The 16,414-nt window shown below is 63.0% G+C and carries 13 protein-coding genes; 5 read left to right on the top strand and 8 right to left on the bottom strand.

What is annotated here, in order from left to right; all coding sequences use genetic code 11:
- Nucleotides 1-44: 44 nt before the first annotated feature.
- From Q1V57_RS09995 to Q1V57_RS10005, 3 genes are all read right to left on the bottom strand, one after another.
- On the bottom strand, nucleotides 45-191 hold the full coding sequence (locus Q1V57_RS09995; protein ID WP_300530159.1) for a hypothetical protein: 147 nt from the start codon (nucleotides 189-191) through the stop codon (nucleotides 45-47).
- Between the two features lie 157 nt (nucleotides 192-348).
- Nucleotides 349-735, bottom strand: coding sequence for a helix-turn-helix transcriptional regulator (locus tag Q1V57_RS10000; protein ID WP_300530161.1), 387 nt, complete (start codon nucleotides 733-735; stop codon nucleotides 349-351).
- Nucleotides 736-742: 7 nt separating this feature from the next.
- Entirely contained in the window at nucleotides 743-1,729 is a 987-nt protein-coding gene (locus Q1V57_RS10005; RefSeq protein WP_300530162.1) for a LysR family transcriptional regulator, read from the bottom strand.
- Nucleotides 1,730-1,802: 73 nt separating this feature from the next.
- Here Q1V57_RS10005 and Q1V57_RS10010 point away from each other — a divergent pair, with 73 nt between their 5' ends.
- From Q1V57_RS10010 to Q1V57_RS10030, 5 genes are all read left to right on the top strand, one after another.
- Nucleotides 1,803-2,456, top strand: a complete 654-nt coding sequence (locus Q1V57_RS10010) for a hypothetical protein (protein WP_300530163.1) — start codon at nucleotides 1,803-1,805, stop codon at nucleotides 2,454-2,456.
- Complete coding sequence (locus Q1V57_RS10015) at nucleotides 2,453-3,040, top strand: GNAT family N-acetyltransferase (protein WP_300530165.1); 588 nt, start codon at nucleotides 2,453-2,455, stop codon at nucleotides 3,038-3,040. Before Q1V57_RS10010 ends, Q1V57_RS10015 begins: the two co-directional genes overlap by 4 nt.
- Entirely contained in the window at nucleotides 3,037-3,597 is a 561-nt protein-coding gene (locus Q1V57_RS10020; protein WP_300530167.1) for an isochorismatase family protein, read from the top strand. The genes Q1V57_RS10015 and Q1V57_RS10020 overlap by 4 nt, the downstream gene beginning before the upstream one ends.
- Nucleotides 3,597-3,845, top strand: coding sequence for a hypothetical protein (locus Q1V57_RS10025; protein WP_300530169.1), 249 nt, complete (start codon nucleotides 3,597-3,599; stop codon nucleotides 3,843-3,845). Before Q1V57_RS10020 ends, Q1V57_RS10025 begins: the two co-directional genes overlap by 1 nt.
- 704 nt (nucleotides 3,846-4,549) lie before the next feature.
- Complete coding sequence (locus tag Q1V57_RS10030; RefSeq protein ID WP_300530171.1) at nucleotides 4,550-9,433, top strand: NAD-glutamate dehydrogenase; 4,884 nt, start codon at nucleotides 4,550-4,552, stop codon at nucleotides 9,431-9,433.
- Here Q1V57_RS10030 and Q1V57_RS10035 read toward each other — a convergent pair.
- From Q1V57_RS10035 to rpe, 5 genes are read right to left on the bottom strand one after another with little or no spacing between them, the layout of a single operon-like run.
- Complete coding sequence (locus Q1V57_RS10035) at nucleotides 9,430-10,311, bottom strand: dienelactone hydrolase family protein (RefSeq protein WP_300530173.1); 882 nt, start codon at nucleotides 10,309-10,311, stop codon at nucleotides 9,430-9,432. The two genes, Q1V57_RS10030 and Q1V57_RS10035, sit on opposite strands and share 4 nt — an antisense overlap.
- 54 nt (nucleotides 10,312-10,365) lie before the next feature.
- Nucleotides 10,366-11,961, bottom strand: coding sequence for a bifunctional phosphoribosylaminoimidazolecarboxamide formyltransferase/IMP cyclohydrolase (purH, locus tag Q1V57_RS10040; protein WP_300530175.1), 1,596 nt, complete (start codon nucleotides 11,959-11,961; stop codon nucleotides 10,366-10,368).
- A 43-nt stretch (nucleotides 11,962-12,004) separates the two neighbouring features.
- A complete protein-coding gene (locus Q1V57_RS10045) occupies nucleotides 12,005-13,939 on the bottom strand; it encodes a polysaccharide biosynthesis protein (RefSeq protein ID WP_300530177.1) in 1,935 nt (644 codons plus the stop codon).
- The gene (locus Q1V57_RS10050) at nucleotides 13,936-15,702 is read right to left on the bottom strand and encodes a heparinase II/III family protein (protein WP_300530179.1); all 1,767 of its coding nucleotides are present in this window, start codon (nucleotides 15,700-15,702) and stop codon (nucleotides 13,936-13,938) included. The genes Q1V57_RS10045 and Q1V57_RS10050 overlap by 4 nt, the downstream gene beginning before the upstream one ends.
- 5 nt (nucleotides 15,703-15,707) lie before the next feature.
- Nucleotides 15,708-16,367 (bottom strand): ribulose-phosphate 3-epimerase, encoded by a 660-nt coding sequence (gene rpe / locus Q1V57_RS10055; RefSeq protein ID WP_300530181.1) that lies wholly within the window; start codon nucleotides 16,365-16,367, stop codon nucleotides 15,708-15,710.
- Nucleotides 16,368-16,414 lie beyond the last annotated feature (47 nt).

Genomic DNA, 16,414 nt, shown 5'->3' on the forward strand with positions numbered 1-16,414 from the left:
GACGCCTGTCCTGCAAGCGCCTTGTGCGTACGTTTGCCGTGATCCTAGAAGGGTGTCCGGTCGAGCTTCTGGGCCGGGCGGTCGCGCCGGGCCTGCTTATCCATTTCACGCAGTTGGAACTGCGGATGGACCAGATCGACGAGCGCATAAAGCGGCGTCGGGGTTTTGGCATCCCGTTTGGCGCGTCGCATTGCAGGTCTCCTCTTCTTGCCACCCTGCCAGTTTGTCAGCCGAGTGCGGCGCGAAGAGGACGCGAATGCGACCCGATTAGGGTGATTTCGTGGGCCCAAGAAAAAAGCCGCAGAGCATGACGCTCCGCGGCTTTTTCTGGTGTCGTGATCGCAGGCGCTATTCGGACAGGGAGCGCAGCAGGTCGATCACCCGGCGGCGGACCGTCTGGTCCTTGATGCCGGAAAAGGCCGAGGCCAGGGCGAGACCGTCCGGGCTGGCGATGAAATCATAGAGTGTATCGCTCTCCGAACCCTTGAGCTCGGAATCGCCGCTCTCGTCGAGACCTTCGAAGAAATAAGCGACAGGCACTTCCATCACTTTGGCGACATGGAACAGACGGCTGGCGCCGATACGGTTGGTACCGCGCTCATATTTCTGAACCTGCTGGAAGGTAACGCCCAGCTTCTCGCCCAGTTCGGACTGGCTCATATCGAGCATGCTGCGACGCAAACGCAGACGAGCGCCCACATGCTGGTCGATACTGGTCGGGCCTCTAGCACTCATGTCATCCTCACTTTTGTGGTCTTATGACTTCTATGTCGCTGAATTCACTCGGGTGACAGAACTCGTCTCTGAACCAAGGATTGTTCTTACGTTCGAAGATTTCGTTAATCCAGTCACCCACGCACTTTATTCGACCAACTCTATGGCTTTCCGGCATATACTTGAGCCAGAACCGGACATCTTGCTTGAAATCATAGTCAAGAATGACGAGTTCGTCGGGATACAGTGCTGCCAAATAAGTCGGCGCCATAGCGATACCACCGCCATGACGCATCGTTTCGAACAACACCGAACTTATGTCCGTACGAAAGTTATAGTTTATGTACGAGTCGACGGCTTCGACCCGGTCACCCCACAACTCAAGGTCCCGATCATACTGCTGGAGCTTGAGAAATCGTAGGTTGAGCGCTTCATGGGCCGACTGCGGCGCGCCATATGTATTAATAAATTCGCGCGATGCGAACGGCATGAAGTGAAGCGAACCGAGCGCATCCGTGCGCGCATCCATGTCCTTTTCCGGCAGGAAGGTGATGGAAAGATCCGGCGCGCGACCGAAGGGTGTACCGTTCGGGGACCCGTTCAAAGTCAGGTCGATACCCGGGTGTACCCGCATGAAACGCGGGATGTGCCGCGACAGCCAATACGTCGCCAGCCCGTCCGAGGCCTGTAGTCTTACTTCTCCCGTGGCCGACTTGTCGCTACCGGCGACACGGGATTCCAGTTGTTGTGCCGAGCGCTGCATGGTGCGCGCATAATCCAATGCGACTTCGCCGGCCTCGGTCAGGCTGACGCCATCGGCGCGCCGCACAATAAGTTGTGCACCCAGGCGGCTTTCCAGTTGCCGCATGCGTTTTGACACGGTCGGCTGCTGGCAGCCGAGCACATTGGCCGCCGCGCTCATCGAGCCGGTGGTCGCAACCGCATGAAAAATCTGCAAGTCTTCCCAGTCGAAGACATTGCGTCTCAGGTCGATGGTTGTTTGCTGACTATCCACTATTCCAACTTCACTCAGGCTGCCCAGACGCCGAGCTGTTAACCATTGGACATGTCGCAGAGAGCGTTGTCCGATGGTCGACTCAGTAGTCCACTCTAATCAAACAACCCGGTTTATTCAATTTCCGGTCCAAACTCTGGATCGTGTTCTTGGTAAATACGGGTTTGAACCGGTTAATGCTGACGCAGTTGAACCGTTTCACACGCTCGCCGATGAGCTGATCGATGGCGAGATCGCCGATATTGAATCCATCGCCCGGGTTCAGCGCTGGACCGGGCGTTCCTTGCACCTGCGATACAAGAAGGGCCGGCCGGACGCCTTGCTGGCTTCCATTCCGCTGAGCTCAGCGGGGCGGGACGCCATTCTCGATGGCCGTTTCGGCTTCGCCAATGCCCGCCGTGAGTGGGTGTGCGGGCTGGATGAGCGCGCCGCCGCGCTCTTGTCCTGGGGCATGGCCGGGCGCACCCCGCTGGCCCAGGTCGCTGCCCTGCGCGGTCTGCTCGCCGGCTGGTATCACTTTTATTCCGACGTCCGCGTCTACGCGCGCGCCCGCAGCCTCCAGGGCCAGGCGCTGATGAAACGTCTCCGCTTTGAATCGCTGGGCAGTCCGGACGGCAGTGCGCCGCTCTGGGCCTCGACCCGCTTCCCCGCAGGCATTGCCCGCCGTCTTGGCGCGATGCGGCTTGCGGACCAACCCACCACACCGGAACAGGAGGTAAGTGTATGACTGCTCCCGGAAATTCAGACGTGAGGGTCACCGTAGCCCGCACGCTCGACCATGTGGTTATGGCCATGACCCTGCGCGGCGTGATCTATCTTGGTGAACAGCTCGCGCCTTATACCGAAGAGTATGACGGCAATGACTTTGCCGCCGCCTCTCACTTGATTGCCTGGATCGGGCCGGAACCGGTGGGCGTGTTGCGCCTGCGCTGGTTTGCGGACTTCGCCAAGGTGGAACGGGCGGCTGTGCTCGAACCGTTTCGCAAACACGGTGTGATGCGCGTCCTGATGCAGGAAGCCCTGCGCTATTCCGGCCGCCGCGGATACAAGCGGGTTCTCGGCCATGCCCAGCTCGATCGCGTCAAATACTGGCGGACGCATGGTTTCCGCGTGCGCAAGGACCGTCCGGCCTTCGCCTTCTCCGACTACGAATATGTCGAGATCGAACGTATCGTGGAGCCGCCGGAAAACGCCATCACCGCAGAGACCGATCCGATGATGCTGATCCGTCCTGATGGCGCCTGGGACGAACCGGGGCCCTTCGACCGCTCCCTCGAGCGCCTGCAGCGCGAAAAGGAGGCCGCGGCATGAGACCGACCCTGATCCTGCTGGATTGTCAGTGCGAGCGCGGCGAGGCGGTCGATCCGTCGCAACAGGCTGTTGTTGAGCGCATTACCCGGCTTTTGTCGACAGCCCGCCATTGCGGCTGGAGCGTAATGCATAGCCAGTTTCAGGCCCCGGCGACGCTCAACCCGATCCGTCTGCTGCCGGCCGCACCGATCCCGGCACTCAAGCCGCTGGCGCGCGAGCCGGTTTTCGTCCGCTCTGCCTTGTCGGCCTATTCCGACCGGGATTTCGAACCATTGGTCCAGCGACAGGGCGCCGGGCCGGTCTTCCTGGTCGGTTTTTCGGCACCGTTCTCCGTGCTTGCAACCGTTTTTGATTCCGTCGCGCGCGGACAGCGCCTGACGGTCATCCCTGAAGCCGTCGGCACGTCTCCGCTGGGGGCTCAAACCACCTCGAACGTCACCGAAGTGGCGCTCGAACTGATCGGCCGTCTGACCCGCATCACGCCGTGGGATGCAGTGAAGCGGGACTGGATTCAGGCCGAAGCATCAATCGCAAAGAAACAAATGGGGCTGGGATAATGGCTGACAAAAATGAAACCGATACGATCCGGGTTGGGGTGAAGCCGGGCAGTGACCGAGACCGGCTGGCGCGCGCGGAACAGGCGCTCGATCAGGCGCACCGCGAGATCACTGCGCTGGATTTCGATGCCGAAGACCTGAAATACCTGATGGAGATCATCCGCCTCGGTGTTCGCCGGGCGCGGGTGGCGACCAGCGAGATCCCGATCACACCGGCTTCCGGTCCGGCCTCGCCGCGCCATCACTAGGCGCCTGACCTCGCGACCTGCACGAATATGCTTCCGCCCTGCCGTTCTCACGGCAGTGCTTATTCCAAAACCGGTGAACCCGCATGCCTCTCGCGTGCGGGTTCATTATTGGGCGTGCTCGCGAACGCCTCACGCAGCTGTGACATGAGTTGGGGTGTAATCCTCTGCCCGCATGCCCATATGGGTCTCAGCGACGGACGACGCGCCCGCCGCGTGCCAAATGCGAGGAAAGAATAATGGCGCGATTTATCTCTGTAGCGATTGCCGGATTGATTATGACCGGAGTTATCGCGACCTGGTCTTGGATTCAGCCAACCAGTCTCTACATAAGCTAATAGGTCACGAACCCGGGCGGCTTGAACCCCTCCCCCCCAAGTCCTGCCGTCCGGGTTCGGCACCTCGAACAGGCCTCTAACGTGCGTCCCCCCAGCCTGCCGATTGAGGTCTGCCAGGCACCGCCGGGTTCCCCTGTCCCTACCCGGCGGTGCCGCCCCAGCTTTTCTGCGGTTTTTCACGGAAGTCTTTGCTGCAGCGCACAAAATTGTGCGGCGCAAAGTCATAGCTGGATTGCATTATTTGCGGCCACGCATGCTTGCGCCTGCCGAAAACAGGTCTAGGGTCGCGACAGGATCCAATATCTCTAGGAGCATGGTGCCATGGGGGCGGTCGTCGGAGTTGCGCACGCTTACTCGCGAGCGGAGTTCATGGAGGCCGCGCGCAGGCGCTGGCAAGAGCGCTATGGCGCCGAATGCGGGGAGATAGGAAATTCCTTCTTCTCGCAGATTTTCGACGACGCCCTGTCGGAAGACCTTGAGCGCGTGTCCGTCGAGGATCTGGCGGCGCTGGCGCTGGACTTCTGGGAATTCGGCAAGCGACGCCCGGGCGATGACATCCTGGTGCGCATGCGCCCGGCGACGCGCATTGACGGCACCGAAATGCCGCGCTCCATTCTCGAGATTGTCGGCCGCGACCGGCCCTTCATCGTCGACAGTGTGATGGCGGAGATCGGGGCTCAGGGGCATGACATCATCGCCATGTTCCACCCCATCGTGCAGGGCCGCCGCAGCAATGACGGCGAGCGCGTGGACAGTGGTGGCCGGATCTTGCCGGAATCGATGATCCAGGTGCATTTGCCGCCGCTCGACGAGCTGTCCCAGCGCACCCTGATCGAAGGTGTTTCCGCGACGCTCGACGATGTCCGCGTTGCGGTAGAGGACTGGACGGATATGCGGGCGCAGATGGATGAAGCCATCGCGCACCTGCAAAACGCCACCACCCGGACCGCACAGGAAGAGTTGCAGGAATCGCTGGAATTCTTGCGTTGGCTGCGCGACGACCATTTCGCTTTCCTGGGCTGCCGCGTCTACGACTTTGAGGTCAATGATGACGGCTCCATGGCCGACCGCCACCCGCGTGTGCGCGAGGAGACCGGCCGGGGCGTGCTGCGCGATCCTGATCGCCACGTTCTGCGCAAGGGTTCCGAGCCGGCGGTGCTGACCCCGGCAATCGAGACTTTCCTACGTGAGCCGACACCGCTCATCGTCGCCAAGGCGAACATGAAATCGCGCGTCCACCGCCGCGTTTACATGGATTATATCGGCGTCAAACGTTATCGCGAGGATGGCGCCGTTATCGGTGAGGCCCGTTTCGTCGGCCTGTTTACCGCGGAAGCCTATGACCAGAGCGCCAGCGCTGTGCCGCTGATCCGCCGCAAGGTGCGCCGCGTGCTTGAACGTGCCGGCAAGACGCCGGGCACGCACAATGCCAAGAAACTGCGCAATACGGTCGAGAACTACCCGCGCGACGAGCTGTTCCAGACCGATGAGGATGACCTGCTGGAGGTCAGCCTCGGCGTGCTTCACCTGCACGACCGGCCGCGGACCAAGCTGTTCATCCGCCGCGACCAGTTCGACCGTTTCGTGTCGGCCCTGCTCTATGTCCCGCGCGACCGCTATAATTCGAAAGTGCGTGAACAGGCTGGCGAACTGATCCGTGATGCTTTTGACGGCCGCCTGTCCGCCTATTATCCGCAATTCGGCGACAGCCCGCTGGCCCGGGTGCACTTCATCATCGGCCTCAACCCGTTTGATCACCCCGAGCCGGACACCGAAGAGCTTGAGCGCCGCGTCGCTCGTCTCGCCCGCACCTGGGAAGACGATTTCGAAACCCATGTGCGTCGCAATGCACCGGAAAAGGTCCGCTTGCGCGCCCGCGCCTATGATGGCGCCTTCAAGGCCGGCTACCGCGAGCTCTATGACCCGGAAGAAGCGCTCGCCGACGTGCTCAAGATCGAGTCGCTGGATAACCCGCAGCAGGTTGCCGTGCGGGTGTATCGTGAGCCCGACGATGGCGATCACGAGCTGCGTCTGAAAATCTACCGTATTGAAAAACCGGTCTCGCTGTCGCGCGTCATGCCGGTGCTGGAGAATCTGGGCCTTGTCGTGGTCCAGGAGACCGGCTTCCCGGTTGACCGCCGGAGCGAAGGTGGCGGCTCGAACGACCGCGCTTATGTGCATGACTTCGAGATGAAATCCGATGCCATCCGCGGCCGTGATCTGGCCGAGATCGGGCCGGTGGTTGAAGAAGCCCTGCTCGCCATGGCCGAACGCCGGGCCGAGGATGACGGTTTCAACCGGCTGATCGTCGAGATCGGCGTGGATTATCGTGAAGCCGCTTTCCTGCGGACCTGCGCACGTTACCGCCAGCAAACCGGCCTCGACCCGTCGCAGGCGATCCAGGAAGAAGCGCTGGCGACCTATCCCGAGATTGCCCGTGGCCTGCTTGAACTGGCCCGGGTCAAGTTCGACCCGGCTGCCTTTGCCGATCAGGCGGAACGCCAGCAGGCCGTCGAGGATACCAGCCAGACCCTGCGCGAGGCGCTCGATGCGGTGCCCAGCTTGGATCACGACCGGGCCTTGCGGCGCATCTTCCACCTCATCGAAGCCACGCTGCGTACCAATTTCTACCAGCGCGATGCCGATGGTCAGCCCAAGGCGCGGATCTCGATCAAGATTGCCAGCGAGCAGCTGGAAGAATTGCCCTTGCCCAAGCCCTATCGCGAGATTTTCGTCTGGGCGCCCGATGTGGAAGGTGTCCACATCCGTTTCGGCCCGGTCGCCCGCGGCGGTCTGCGCTGGTCGGACCGGCGCGACGATTTCCGGACCGAGGTGCTCGGCTTGGTCAAGGCGCAGCAGGTCAAGAACGCCGTTATCGTCCCGGTCGGGTCGAAGGGCGGATTCTATCCCAAAATGCTGCCACGGGGCGGCTCGCGCGACGAGGTCTTCGAGGCCGGACGCGAGGCCTACAAGACCTTTATCCGTGGCCTGCTCGATCTCACCGACAACATTGTTGACGATAACGTCATCCGCCCCTCCGACACCGTCGCCTGGGATGCCGAGGACCCGTATCTTGTGGTCGCGGCCGACAAAGGCACGGCAACCTTCTCCGATACTGCCAACGGTCTGGCCGAGGACGAGTTCGACTTCTGGCTTGGCGATGCTTTCGCGTCGGGTGGTTCAGCGGGCTATGACCACAAGAAAATGGGCATCACGGCGCGCGGCGCCTGGGAGTCGGTGAAGCGGCATTTCCGCGAGCTCGGCAAGGATATCCAGAGCGAGCCCTTCACCGTCATTGGTGTCGGTGACATGTCCGGCGATGTTTTCGGCAATGGCATGTTGTTGTCGAAACAGATCCGGCTGGTCGCGGCCTTTGACCACCGGGACATTTTCATTGACCCCGACCCGGCTGACCCGGAACGGCTCTGGGATGAGCGCAAGCGCTTGTTCGATCTCGGCCGGTCCTCCTGGCAGGATTATGACAAATCCCTGATTTCAAAGGGCGGCGGCATTTTCCCGCGGGCCTCCAAGGCGATTACGCTTACCCCGGAAATCCAGGCCCTGACGGGTTTGACCGCCGATGCGGTCAGCCCCACCGAGCTGATTACGGCGCTGTTGAAATCAAAGTCGGAACTGCTCTGGTTCGGCGGCATTGGGACTTACGTCAAAGCCACCCATGAGCAGCATTGGGAAGTCGGCGACAAGACCAATGACGCCTTGCGGATCAATGCCGACGCGGTCGGCGCGCAGGTCATCGGCGAGGGCGCCAATCTGGGCTTTACCCAGGAAGCGCGTATCGAGTTCTGCAAGCATGGCGGCCGCGCCAATGCCGACTTCGTCGACAATTCCGCCGGCGTCGACAGTTCTGACCATGAGGTCAATATCAAGATCCTGCTGCGCCCGATGGTGCGCGGTGGCGAGATGGCCCGGGATGCCCGCGATGAGCTGCTGGAGTCGATGACCGACAATGTCGCCGACAACGTGCTCAAGCATAATTACGAGCAGACCCTCGCCCTGACCCTGGCTGAGCGGACGGCTGAGGCCGACCTCGACGCGCATGAGCGCTTCATGAGCCGGCTCGAGGAACAGGGCCTGCTCGATCGTGAGGTGGAATTCCTGCCCAATAGCGAGGCGGTGCGCGCCCTCAAGGAGCGTGGCTCCGGCCTGACACGGCCCGAGCTAGCGGTGCTGTTGTCCTACGCCAAGATCACCCTGTTCGATCAGCTCGTCGCCTGTGATGTGCCGGATGATCCGCATTTCACCGACATGCTGGTGAACTACTTCCCGGACGCGCTGCACAAGTTTGCCGACAACATGCAGGGGCACCGGCTGAAGCGGGAGATCATCTCCACCATTCTGGCCAATGAGATGATCAATCTGGGTGGCCCGACCTTTATCCACCGCGCCATCGATTCAACCACGGCAACGGTGCCGTCCATTGCCCGGGCCTTTGAGGCCGGCCGTCAGATCTTCGGCTATGCCGAACTGACGGACCGCATCAACAAGCTGGACAATATGGCTCCGGCTTCGGTGCAGATGCAGCTGCATGAAGAGATCATCCGCCTGCTGCGCCGCCAGACCTACTGGATTGTCCGCCGCAACCGCAATCACAACCCGTCCAAGCCGGAGCCGATCTCCACCGTGATCGATGCCTACCGGCCGGGGGTGCAGCAATTGCGGTCAATGGTGCATGAGATCATCTCCGAGCATGAACGGGCCGGGGTGGCGTCTCGCCGCGACGCTTTTGTCGAGGCCGGCGCACCGGAAGATCTCGCCCAGGCCGTGGCCGAGCTGCGGCCACTGACATCCTCGACCGATGTCATCGACATGGCGCTGACCAGTGACTGGCCGTTGGCTTCGACTGCTTATCTCTATCATGCCATCGGCGCCCGCTTCCGCTTTGACCGTCTGCGCGGCAAGGGTCAGGAAGTGGTATCGGAGCATCACTGGGATCGTCTCGCCGTGCGCCGCCTGATGGAAGACTTCTATGCCAGCCAGCAGGCCTGCACCGCCTCGGCCATGCGCTTTGCCCTGCAAGCGGGCGGATCGCTGGCGGCCGGGGTTGAAAACCCGGATCGCGATTGGGCGGATGCCCTGGTGGAGGCCTGGAATACGGTCAATGAAGAAGAGGCCGGCCGCGTCGACATGGTCCAGCGCCAGCTCGACAGTTCCGGGGGTTGGACCTTGTCCAAACTGGCGATCGCTTCCACCCAGCTGGGCGAGATGGCGGCCGTGGCCGAGCCGGAAGGCTAGGTCTCCGGGCCCGCAGCGGCGTCAAGATAGCGGTCAAGCAGGGCGGTGACATGGGCGTGTGCCCGTGCTGCCGCCTCTGCGTCATAACGGATGCGCGGATCATTGGGCGGGTTGGGCTCGTCAAAAGCGTGGCTCAACCCGTCCCAGACCTCGTAATCCACCGGCTGCCCGGCTGACCGGGCGCGATCGAGCACATCCACACAGGCCTGCGTCGGCACCACCTGGTCGGAGCCGGACAGGATGGCGTGAACCGGAATAGTGTCCGGCAGGCCCTTGCTGTCATGGCGGCTCAAGACACCACAATAGGGATAAAAGGCGATTGCCAGCCGGACGCCCGGCAGACCGGGAGCGGTTCCGGTCAGGGCGGGTGCGGCGCGGTTTTCGGCGCTGAAGCTGAGCGCATCCAGTATGGTCCAGCCGCCATGGCTCCAGCCGATCAGGGCCAGCCGGTCGCTATCAATTCCCGGATACTGCGCTGCCAGGGCGATCGCGGCCCGCACATCGGCGGCGCGCTCCTGTCCCCACAGGCGCTGCGCCGTACAAACCTGGGTCATGGCGCCTAAACGGCCGATACCGCGGGCTTCATTGGAGCCCACATTGAGTACCGCATATCCCGCCTCAAGCGCGACGGCCGCATAGTCATCCTGCAATTGCCGCAGACCGCCGCAGCCATGAAACATGATCAGGGCTGGGACGGGTTCAGTTGTGTTTTCCGGCAGATAGACCCGGGTGCTCGGCTCGATCAGCGCCACCTGCGCATCCAGCGAGCGCTTCGGCATGGTCCAGCCGGTGGCATTGCCGACGGCACAGCCGGACAGGCCCAGAAGAACCACAAGCAGAGGGCTCACGGCCCAGAGGATCCAGCGCGGCAGCGTCATGGACGAGACCCTGCCGCGCCAACCTCAGCGGGTCAATGTAAGCTTCATTTACGCCTAGTGGCGGAAATGGCGCATGCCGGTGAAGACCATGGCGATGCCGGCCTCATCGGCGGCGGCGATGACTTCCTCGTCGCGGATCGAGCCACCCGGCTGGATCACCGCCGTGGCGCCGGCCTCTGCCGCCGCGTGCAGACCGTCAGCAAACGGGAAGAAGGCATCGGATGCACATACCGAGCCCTTCGTGCGCGCCGTATCCCAACCATTTTCCTCGGCCGTGGCTTCAGCCTTGCGCACGGCGAGGCGGGCGGCTTCCAGGCGGCTGGTCTGGCCCATGCCGATACCGGCGGTCACGCCGTTCTGGGCGTAGACAATGGCGTTGGACTTGACGTGTTTGACGACTTTCCAGGCAAACAGCAGATCGCGCAGTTCCGCTTCGCTCGGCTCGCGCTGGGTCACGGTTTTGAGCTGGTCTGCGGTTACACTGCCAATATCGCGTTCCTGCACCAGCAGACCGCCGGCGACCGTCTTGGTCAGCCAGCCGGACTGGGCCGGGTCCGGCATGCCGCCGGTCAGGAGCACACGAAGATTGGATTTGGCCGAGAGCACGGCGAGCGCATCCTCGTCGGCAGCAGGGGCGATCACCACTTCGGTGAAGATCTTGACCAGCTCGCCGGCGGTTTCTGCATCCAGCGGCCGGTTCATGGCCACAATACCGCCAAAGGCCGAGATCGGGTCGGCGGCGAAGGCTTTTTCATAGGCCCCCGCGAGGGTCTCGTGCTGGGCCACACCGCAGGGGTTGGCGTGCTTGACGATGACGACGGCTGCGCGATCAGCCGGGTCAAATTCGCCCGCCAGTTCAAAGGCTGCGTCGGCATCGGCGAGATTGTTATAGCTCAGCGCCTTGCCCTGGGCCTGGCGTGCCGTGGCGATGCCGGGACGGGTCTCGCTGGAGGCGTAGAAGGCGGCGCGCTGGTGCGGGTTCTCGCCATAGCGCAGAGCCTGCTGCAAGCCCCCGCCGAAGGCACGGAAGTCGGGCGCCGGCGTGTCGAGCTGGTCAGCAAACCATCCCGAGATCGCGGCATCATAGGCGGCCGTGCGGGCATAGGCCTTGGCGGCCAGGCGCTTGCGCAGATCGAGCGAGGTCGAGCCCTCATTGGCGTCCATATCGGCCAGGACATGATCGAGGTCGGTGCCGTCGACACAGACATTGACCCAGGCATGGTTCTTGGCGGCAGCGCGGATCATCGCCGGGCCGCCAATATCGATATTCTCCACGCAGGTCGCCTCGTCCGCGCCGCGGGCCACGGTATCCTCGAACGGGTAGAGATTGACGTAGAGCAGGTCGATATGCGGGATGCCGTGCTCGGTCATGGCATCGCGGTCTTCGGGATGGTCGCGCCGGCCAAGCAGGCCGCCATGAACGCGCGGGTGCAGGGTCTTCAGCCGCCCGTCCATCATCTCCGGGAATTCGGTGACCTCAGCAACATCGCGGGCTTCAAGGCCGGCATCGTTGAGGGCGCGCAGTGTGCCGCCGGTGGAGAGGATTTCGACCCCGGCATCGCGCAGCTTGGTGGCGCGTTCGATCAGGCCGGTTTTGTCGGAAACGGAAATCAGCGCACGGCGAATCGGGACGAGATCCATGGCAGACATGCGGGCAGCTCCCTGCTGGCTGGGCTTGTAAAGGCGCGGCCTATCACGGAGCGCCGGATGGGGAAAGCTCCTGAACAGCAGGAGTAGGATTTTGCGGCGTCAGACCGCCGACCTGTTTCAGCGCTGCCTGCATGGCGACGAGATCATTGCGCCGGGCAGCATCGAGCAGGCGCTCAAGGACGACATCCACCGTGGCCTGTTCCGGCGCCGGTCCGTTGATCGACCAGACCCCGTCAATATCGGTCTCGCAGGTCTGCTCAAAGGCATAGATCAGCGCTTCATGGCGTTTTTCACCGGGGCGCAATCCGATGACCCGGATCGTGCCCGGAGCGTCCGGGTCGAGGCCGCGCAGGCGCAGGAGCTGACGGGCGAGGCGCAGAATGGAGACGGGTTCGCCCATATCGAAGACGTAAAGCGCGCCATTGAGCTCCGAGGCTTCGGCGGTCTGGGCCGCAGCCGCCAGCACCAGCCCGGAGGCTTCACCCACCGTCATGAAATAGCGGGTCGCTTCCTTGTCCGTCACGGTGACCGATTGGCCGGTTTCGATCTGGCTTTCAAACAGCGGCACGACCGAGCCGGTCGAGCCCAGAACATTCCCGAAGCGCACCACGCAAATACGTGTCGCGTCGCCTTTTTGCGCTTCTGACTGGGCCAGTAATTCGGCGGCCCGCTTGGTTGTGCCCATCACATTGGTGGGTTCGACGGCCTTGTCGGTGGAAATCAGGGTGACGATCTTGACCCCGTGCTTGCGCGCCATCTCGATCGTATGTGAGGTGCCGAGCACATTGGTCCGCACCGCTTCACCAGGATTCATCTCGCTCATCGGCACGTGTTTGAGGGCGGCCGCGTGCAGCACGACATCCGGCTTTTCTTCGCCGAATACCTTGTCCAGGCGATGCGGGTCGCGGACATTGGCGAGCACGGCCCGCCAGCTGCTCTCCGGCTGGGTCCGGCGCAACTCCATATCGATTTCGTAGAGATTGGCTTCCGATGCATCGAGCAGGATCAGCCGCTCCGGATTGAGCTGGGCCGCTAGGCGGACAAGCTCGGAGCCGATCGTGCCGCCGGCACCGGTGACGAGCACGCGTTTGCCCTCGATCAGCGGCTGGGCCGGTTTCAGATCGGGCGTGCGCGGCGGGCGGTTGAGCAGATCGGCGGTCTCCACCGAGGAGAAGGCGCCCGGTCCCTTGGCCGGGCGGGCACGGGACAGTTTGGCGCCGGTCACCGAGGCGATGCGGATCAACGCATTGACCACTTCCACATTGGTGCGCTCGCCGGCCAATACGATGCGCGGAGCGATTTTCTCGGCGCTGGAGAGTTTGAACAACGCGTCGGGTAGCGCATCGAGCCCGCCGAGCACCGGAACACCGCGGATCGAGCGCCCGGTCAGCGCCGCATTCGGTTCCACAAGACCCTTGGGGCGGAACGGGGAAGACCCATTCCGGCGCGCCAGATCGCGCAAGGCATCGTCAAGATCGGCCTGGCTGCCGACCAGAATAGCGGCGGGTTTCTTGCGATCCTCGAACCGGAAAGCTGTCCGCAGACCCTGGGTATGCCAGGCCGCCACAAACATGCGGGCCCCCAGCAAGAGCCCGATCAGGATCGGGATTTCGATCAGAATACTGGTGCGCGGAAAACCGTCGAGACGGTTGATCAGGAACAGGACCGGCAGGAAAACCAGATTGGCTACGCCGACAGCCTGGACGATGCGGGCCGCATCATTGAGCGCAGTATAGCGCCACACACCGCGGTGCAGACCCTGCAGCGGGAAGACAATGGCGCAGGACAGGGCAAAAATGGTAACCGCTTGAAGAGCAACGCCTTCTGGCGCCGGTGTGTCGTGATAGAAATAGCGGATCGTGACGGCGATCCACATCGCCACCGCGCCGGCTGCCAAGTCGAAAAGGGCCACCCATCCCATGGTGGTCCAATTGCTTTGCAGCGGTCCCTCACTGGGGTGTGTACGCGGCCTACTCACTCAGCCTCCCCTCCGGCTCCACCAACGCGGCCAAGGCGTTGGAAAGCCCAGCGTACACGATTTGGCGGTTTGTCGCCTGCCCCATAGGATTCAGCATCACCATAGATGACGATTTGCTGGCTGCGCTGGGGTGGCGCACCGGCGGCAAGATAGACGGACCGTTCCAGCTGCAGCGGCCCGCCATCGGTACGGAAACGCCAGCCATCGCCATTGGGCTGCACCAGGAGCGCGCTCATACTGTCGCGCGACAGTGAGGCGCGGACATCGGGGTGAAGATGGAAGCGAATGGCAAAGCCCAGCCGGCGATCGATATCCTCCGGCGGCCCGTCCTCGACCGGACGATAAAGCGCATCCTCGCCACGCAGATCGCCGCCATCGGCTGCCAGGAAGATGCGTCGCCGGTGCAAAAGGCCGAAGCGTTCGCGATAGCCTTCATGCGCGCCCTCCAGCCAGACGCCCATATCGCCTTCATTGCGGCGGGCGGTAACCTGGCCCGGCCGGGTGGCCAGGCGGGGGCCCAAGAGATTGCGTTGCCATCCGGGTGGCAGCAGGCGGGCCGAGGAGACTTCCTCGAGCACGAGCGTGGAGTGGGCTGCGGTGGCGCGGACCGCTTCGCGCCAGTTTGAGGCCTGGTCATCATGCCAGCCGCAATTGACGATCAGGCGGCCACCCGGCGTGCACATCTCGATGGCCAGCGCGCTGGCGTGTGCTGCGGTGCTCAAAGCGCCGCGGGGCGCGTCGCCGACGTCGAATATCACCGTAGCGCCGCCCGCTTCGGAGCGGTGAAAGCCGGAGTGAGGAGCAAAGCCGAAGGGTTTGACCGGCTTGTCATCGCGCGCCAACGCCTTGGCCAGGGCTTCGCGGTCGCCTTCGCCACTGCCATGAAAGGCGGCCAGACCCCTATCGGCCATTTCGAAGAAGCGCGTCATCGGGCGTAGCCGGTCGATGGCTTTTTGCACGCTGACCGGAATCGGCAATTGTGCATATTCGGCGGCGTCCCGCAGCGTCACCAGATCAATCAATGCTTCCATGGTGGCGCGTGGTGAGCGGGTGACATGTCCGCCGTCGGGTAGGATCTGGCGTTCGACCTCGCGGGCCAGCGCCGACAGGCCGGATTTATACAGGCCGCTCTGTCGCGGCAGGCAGAGCCCGGACAGGGCCAGGGCGACGGCGCAGCGCAGTTTCACCGGGCCGTCATTGGCCAATCCGATCGCGCGCTTGAGATAGCGTACCTGGCGGGTCAGGACCCGCAGGCGAGCCCGGCGCACCTTGTCATCTTCGCCGGTATCGCCAAACAGCACTTCGCCGCAGCGCAGCCAGTTCATGATGCGCGAGGACAAGACCCCGTGTGACCAGGCGAAACTATTCCAGCTGCCGAATTGGTTGGCCCAGCTATCGACCAGGCGGCGGGCTTCCGCGGCGCCGTCATGACCGGTTGCCGCGACGCTATGGCGGAGCCAGCCAAAGCCGTGCAAGCGCGTGGCAAAGGTCCGGCTCGGGGCCAGCATGGCCCAGATATCGGAGCCGTCGCGGGCAATCAGCTGGTCGCCAGCAAGGGCGAAGCGCCCTTCACAAATGGCCGTCCCGATGTCGCTGTCAGGCGTGTAGAAATCGTCCGGGATCTGGTCGAGCCCGTCCGCTGCCAGGCTTGGCGCAGGCAGCAGTCTTGGCAGGCCAAGCGCATTGATGGTGGACGAGGCTTCGCGCCGGACCGCGAGCCAGCTGGCGCTGGCATAGTCTGAGAGGCCCACTGCGCGTGCCATCAGGCTCAGCCTCGCAGCGCCTGGATATTGTCGGCATAGGCGGAGGGGCCGCCCTTGAAGACAGCAGAACCGGCGACCAGCGCCTTGGCGCCGGCATCCATGCATTGCCGGGCTGTCTGCGCGTTCACGCCACCATCGACTTCGATCATGGTTTCATAGCCGCGCTTTTCGATCCACGTAGCAAGCGTTTCGATCTTGCGCAGCTGGCTGGTGATAAAGCTTTGCCCGCCAAAACCCGGATTGACGCTCATGATCAAGATCAGATCGAGCTCTTCGAGCGTGTAGTCGAGCGTCTCAGCCGGAGTGGAGGGGTTGAGCGCCGCGCCGGCCTTGCAATCAAGTGCCTTGATCGACTGTACGGTACGGTGAAAATGCGGTCCGGCTTCGGGGTGTGCTGTGATGATATCGGCACCCGCTTGGGCAAAGGCCTCCAGATACGGATCGACCGGTTCGATCATCAAGTGCACATCGAAGGGTTTGTCCGAGTGCGGGCGCAGGGCTTTGACCACCCCCGGCCCGATCGTCAGATTGGGCACAAAATGCCCGTCCATGACATCGATATGGATCCAGTCGGCGCCGGCGGCGTCGATGGCGCGGACCTCTTCGCCGAGCTTGGCAAAATCGGCAGAGAGGATGGAAGGCGAGATGATCGGTGATTGCGGCATGGGGAAACCGGATATCAGTGCGTCAGACAGGGTGCAAGCAGGCCTGC

Origin of the sequence: Maricaulis sp., from assembly GCF_030149425.1 — a bacterium.
Lineage (GTDB): Bacteria > Pseudomonadota > Alphaproteobacteria > Caulobacterales > Maricaulaceae > Maricaulis.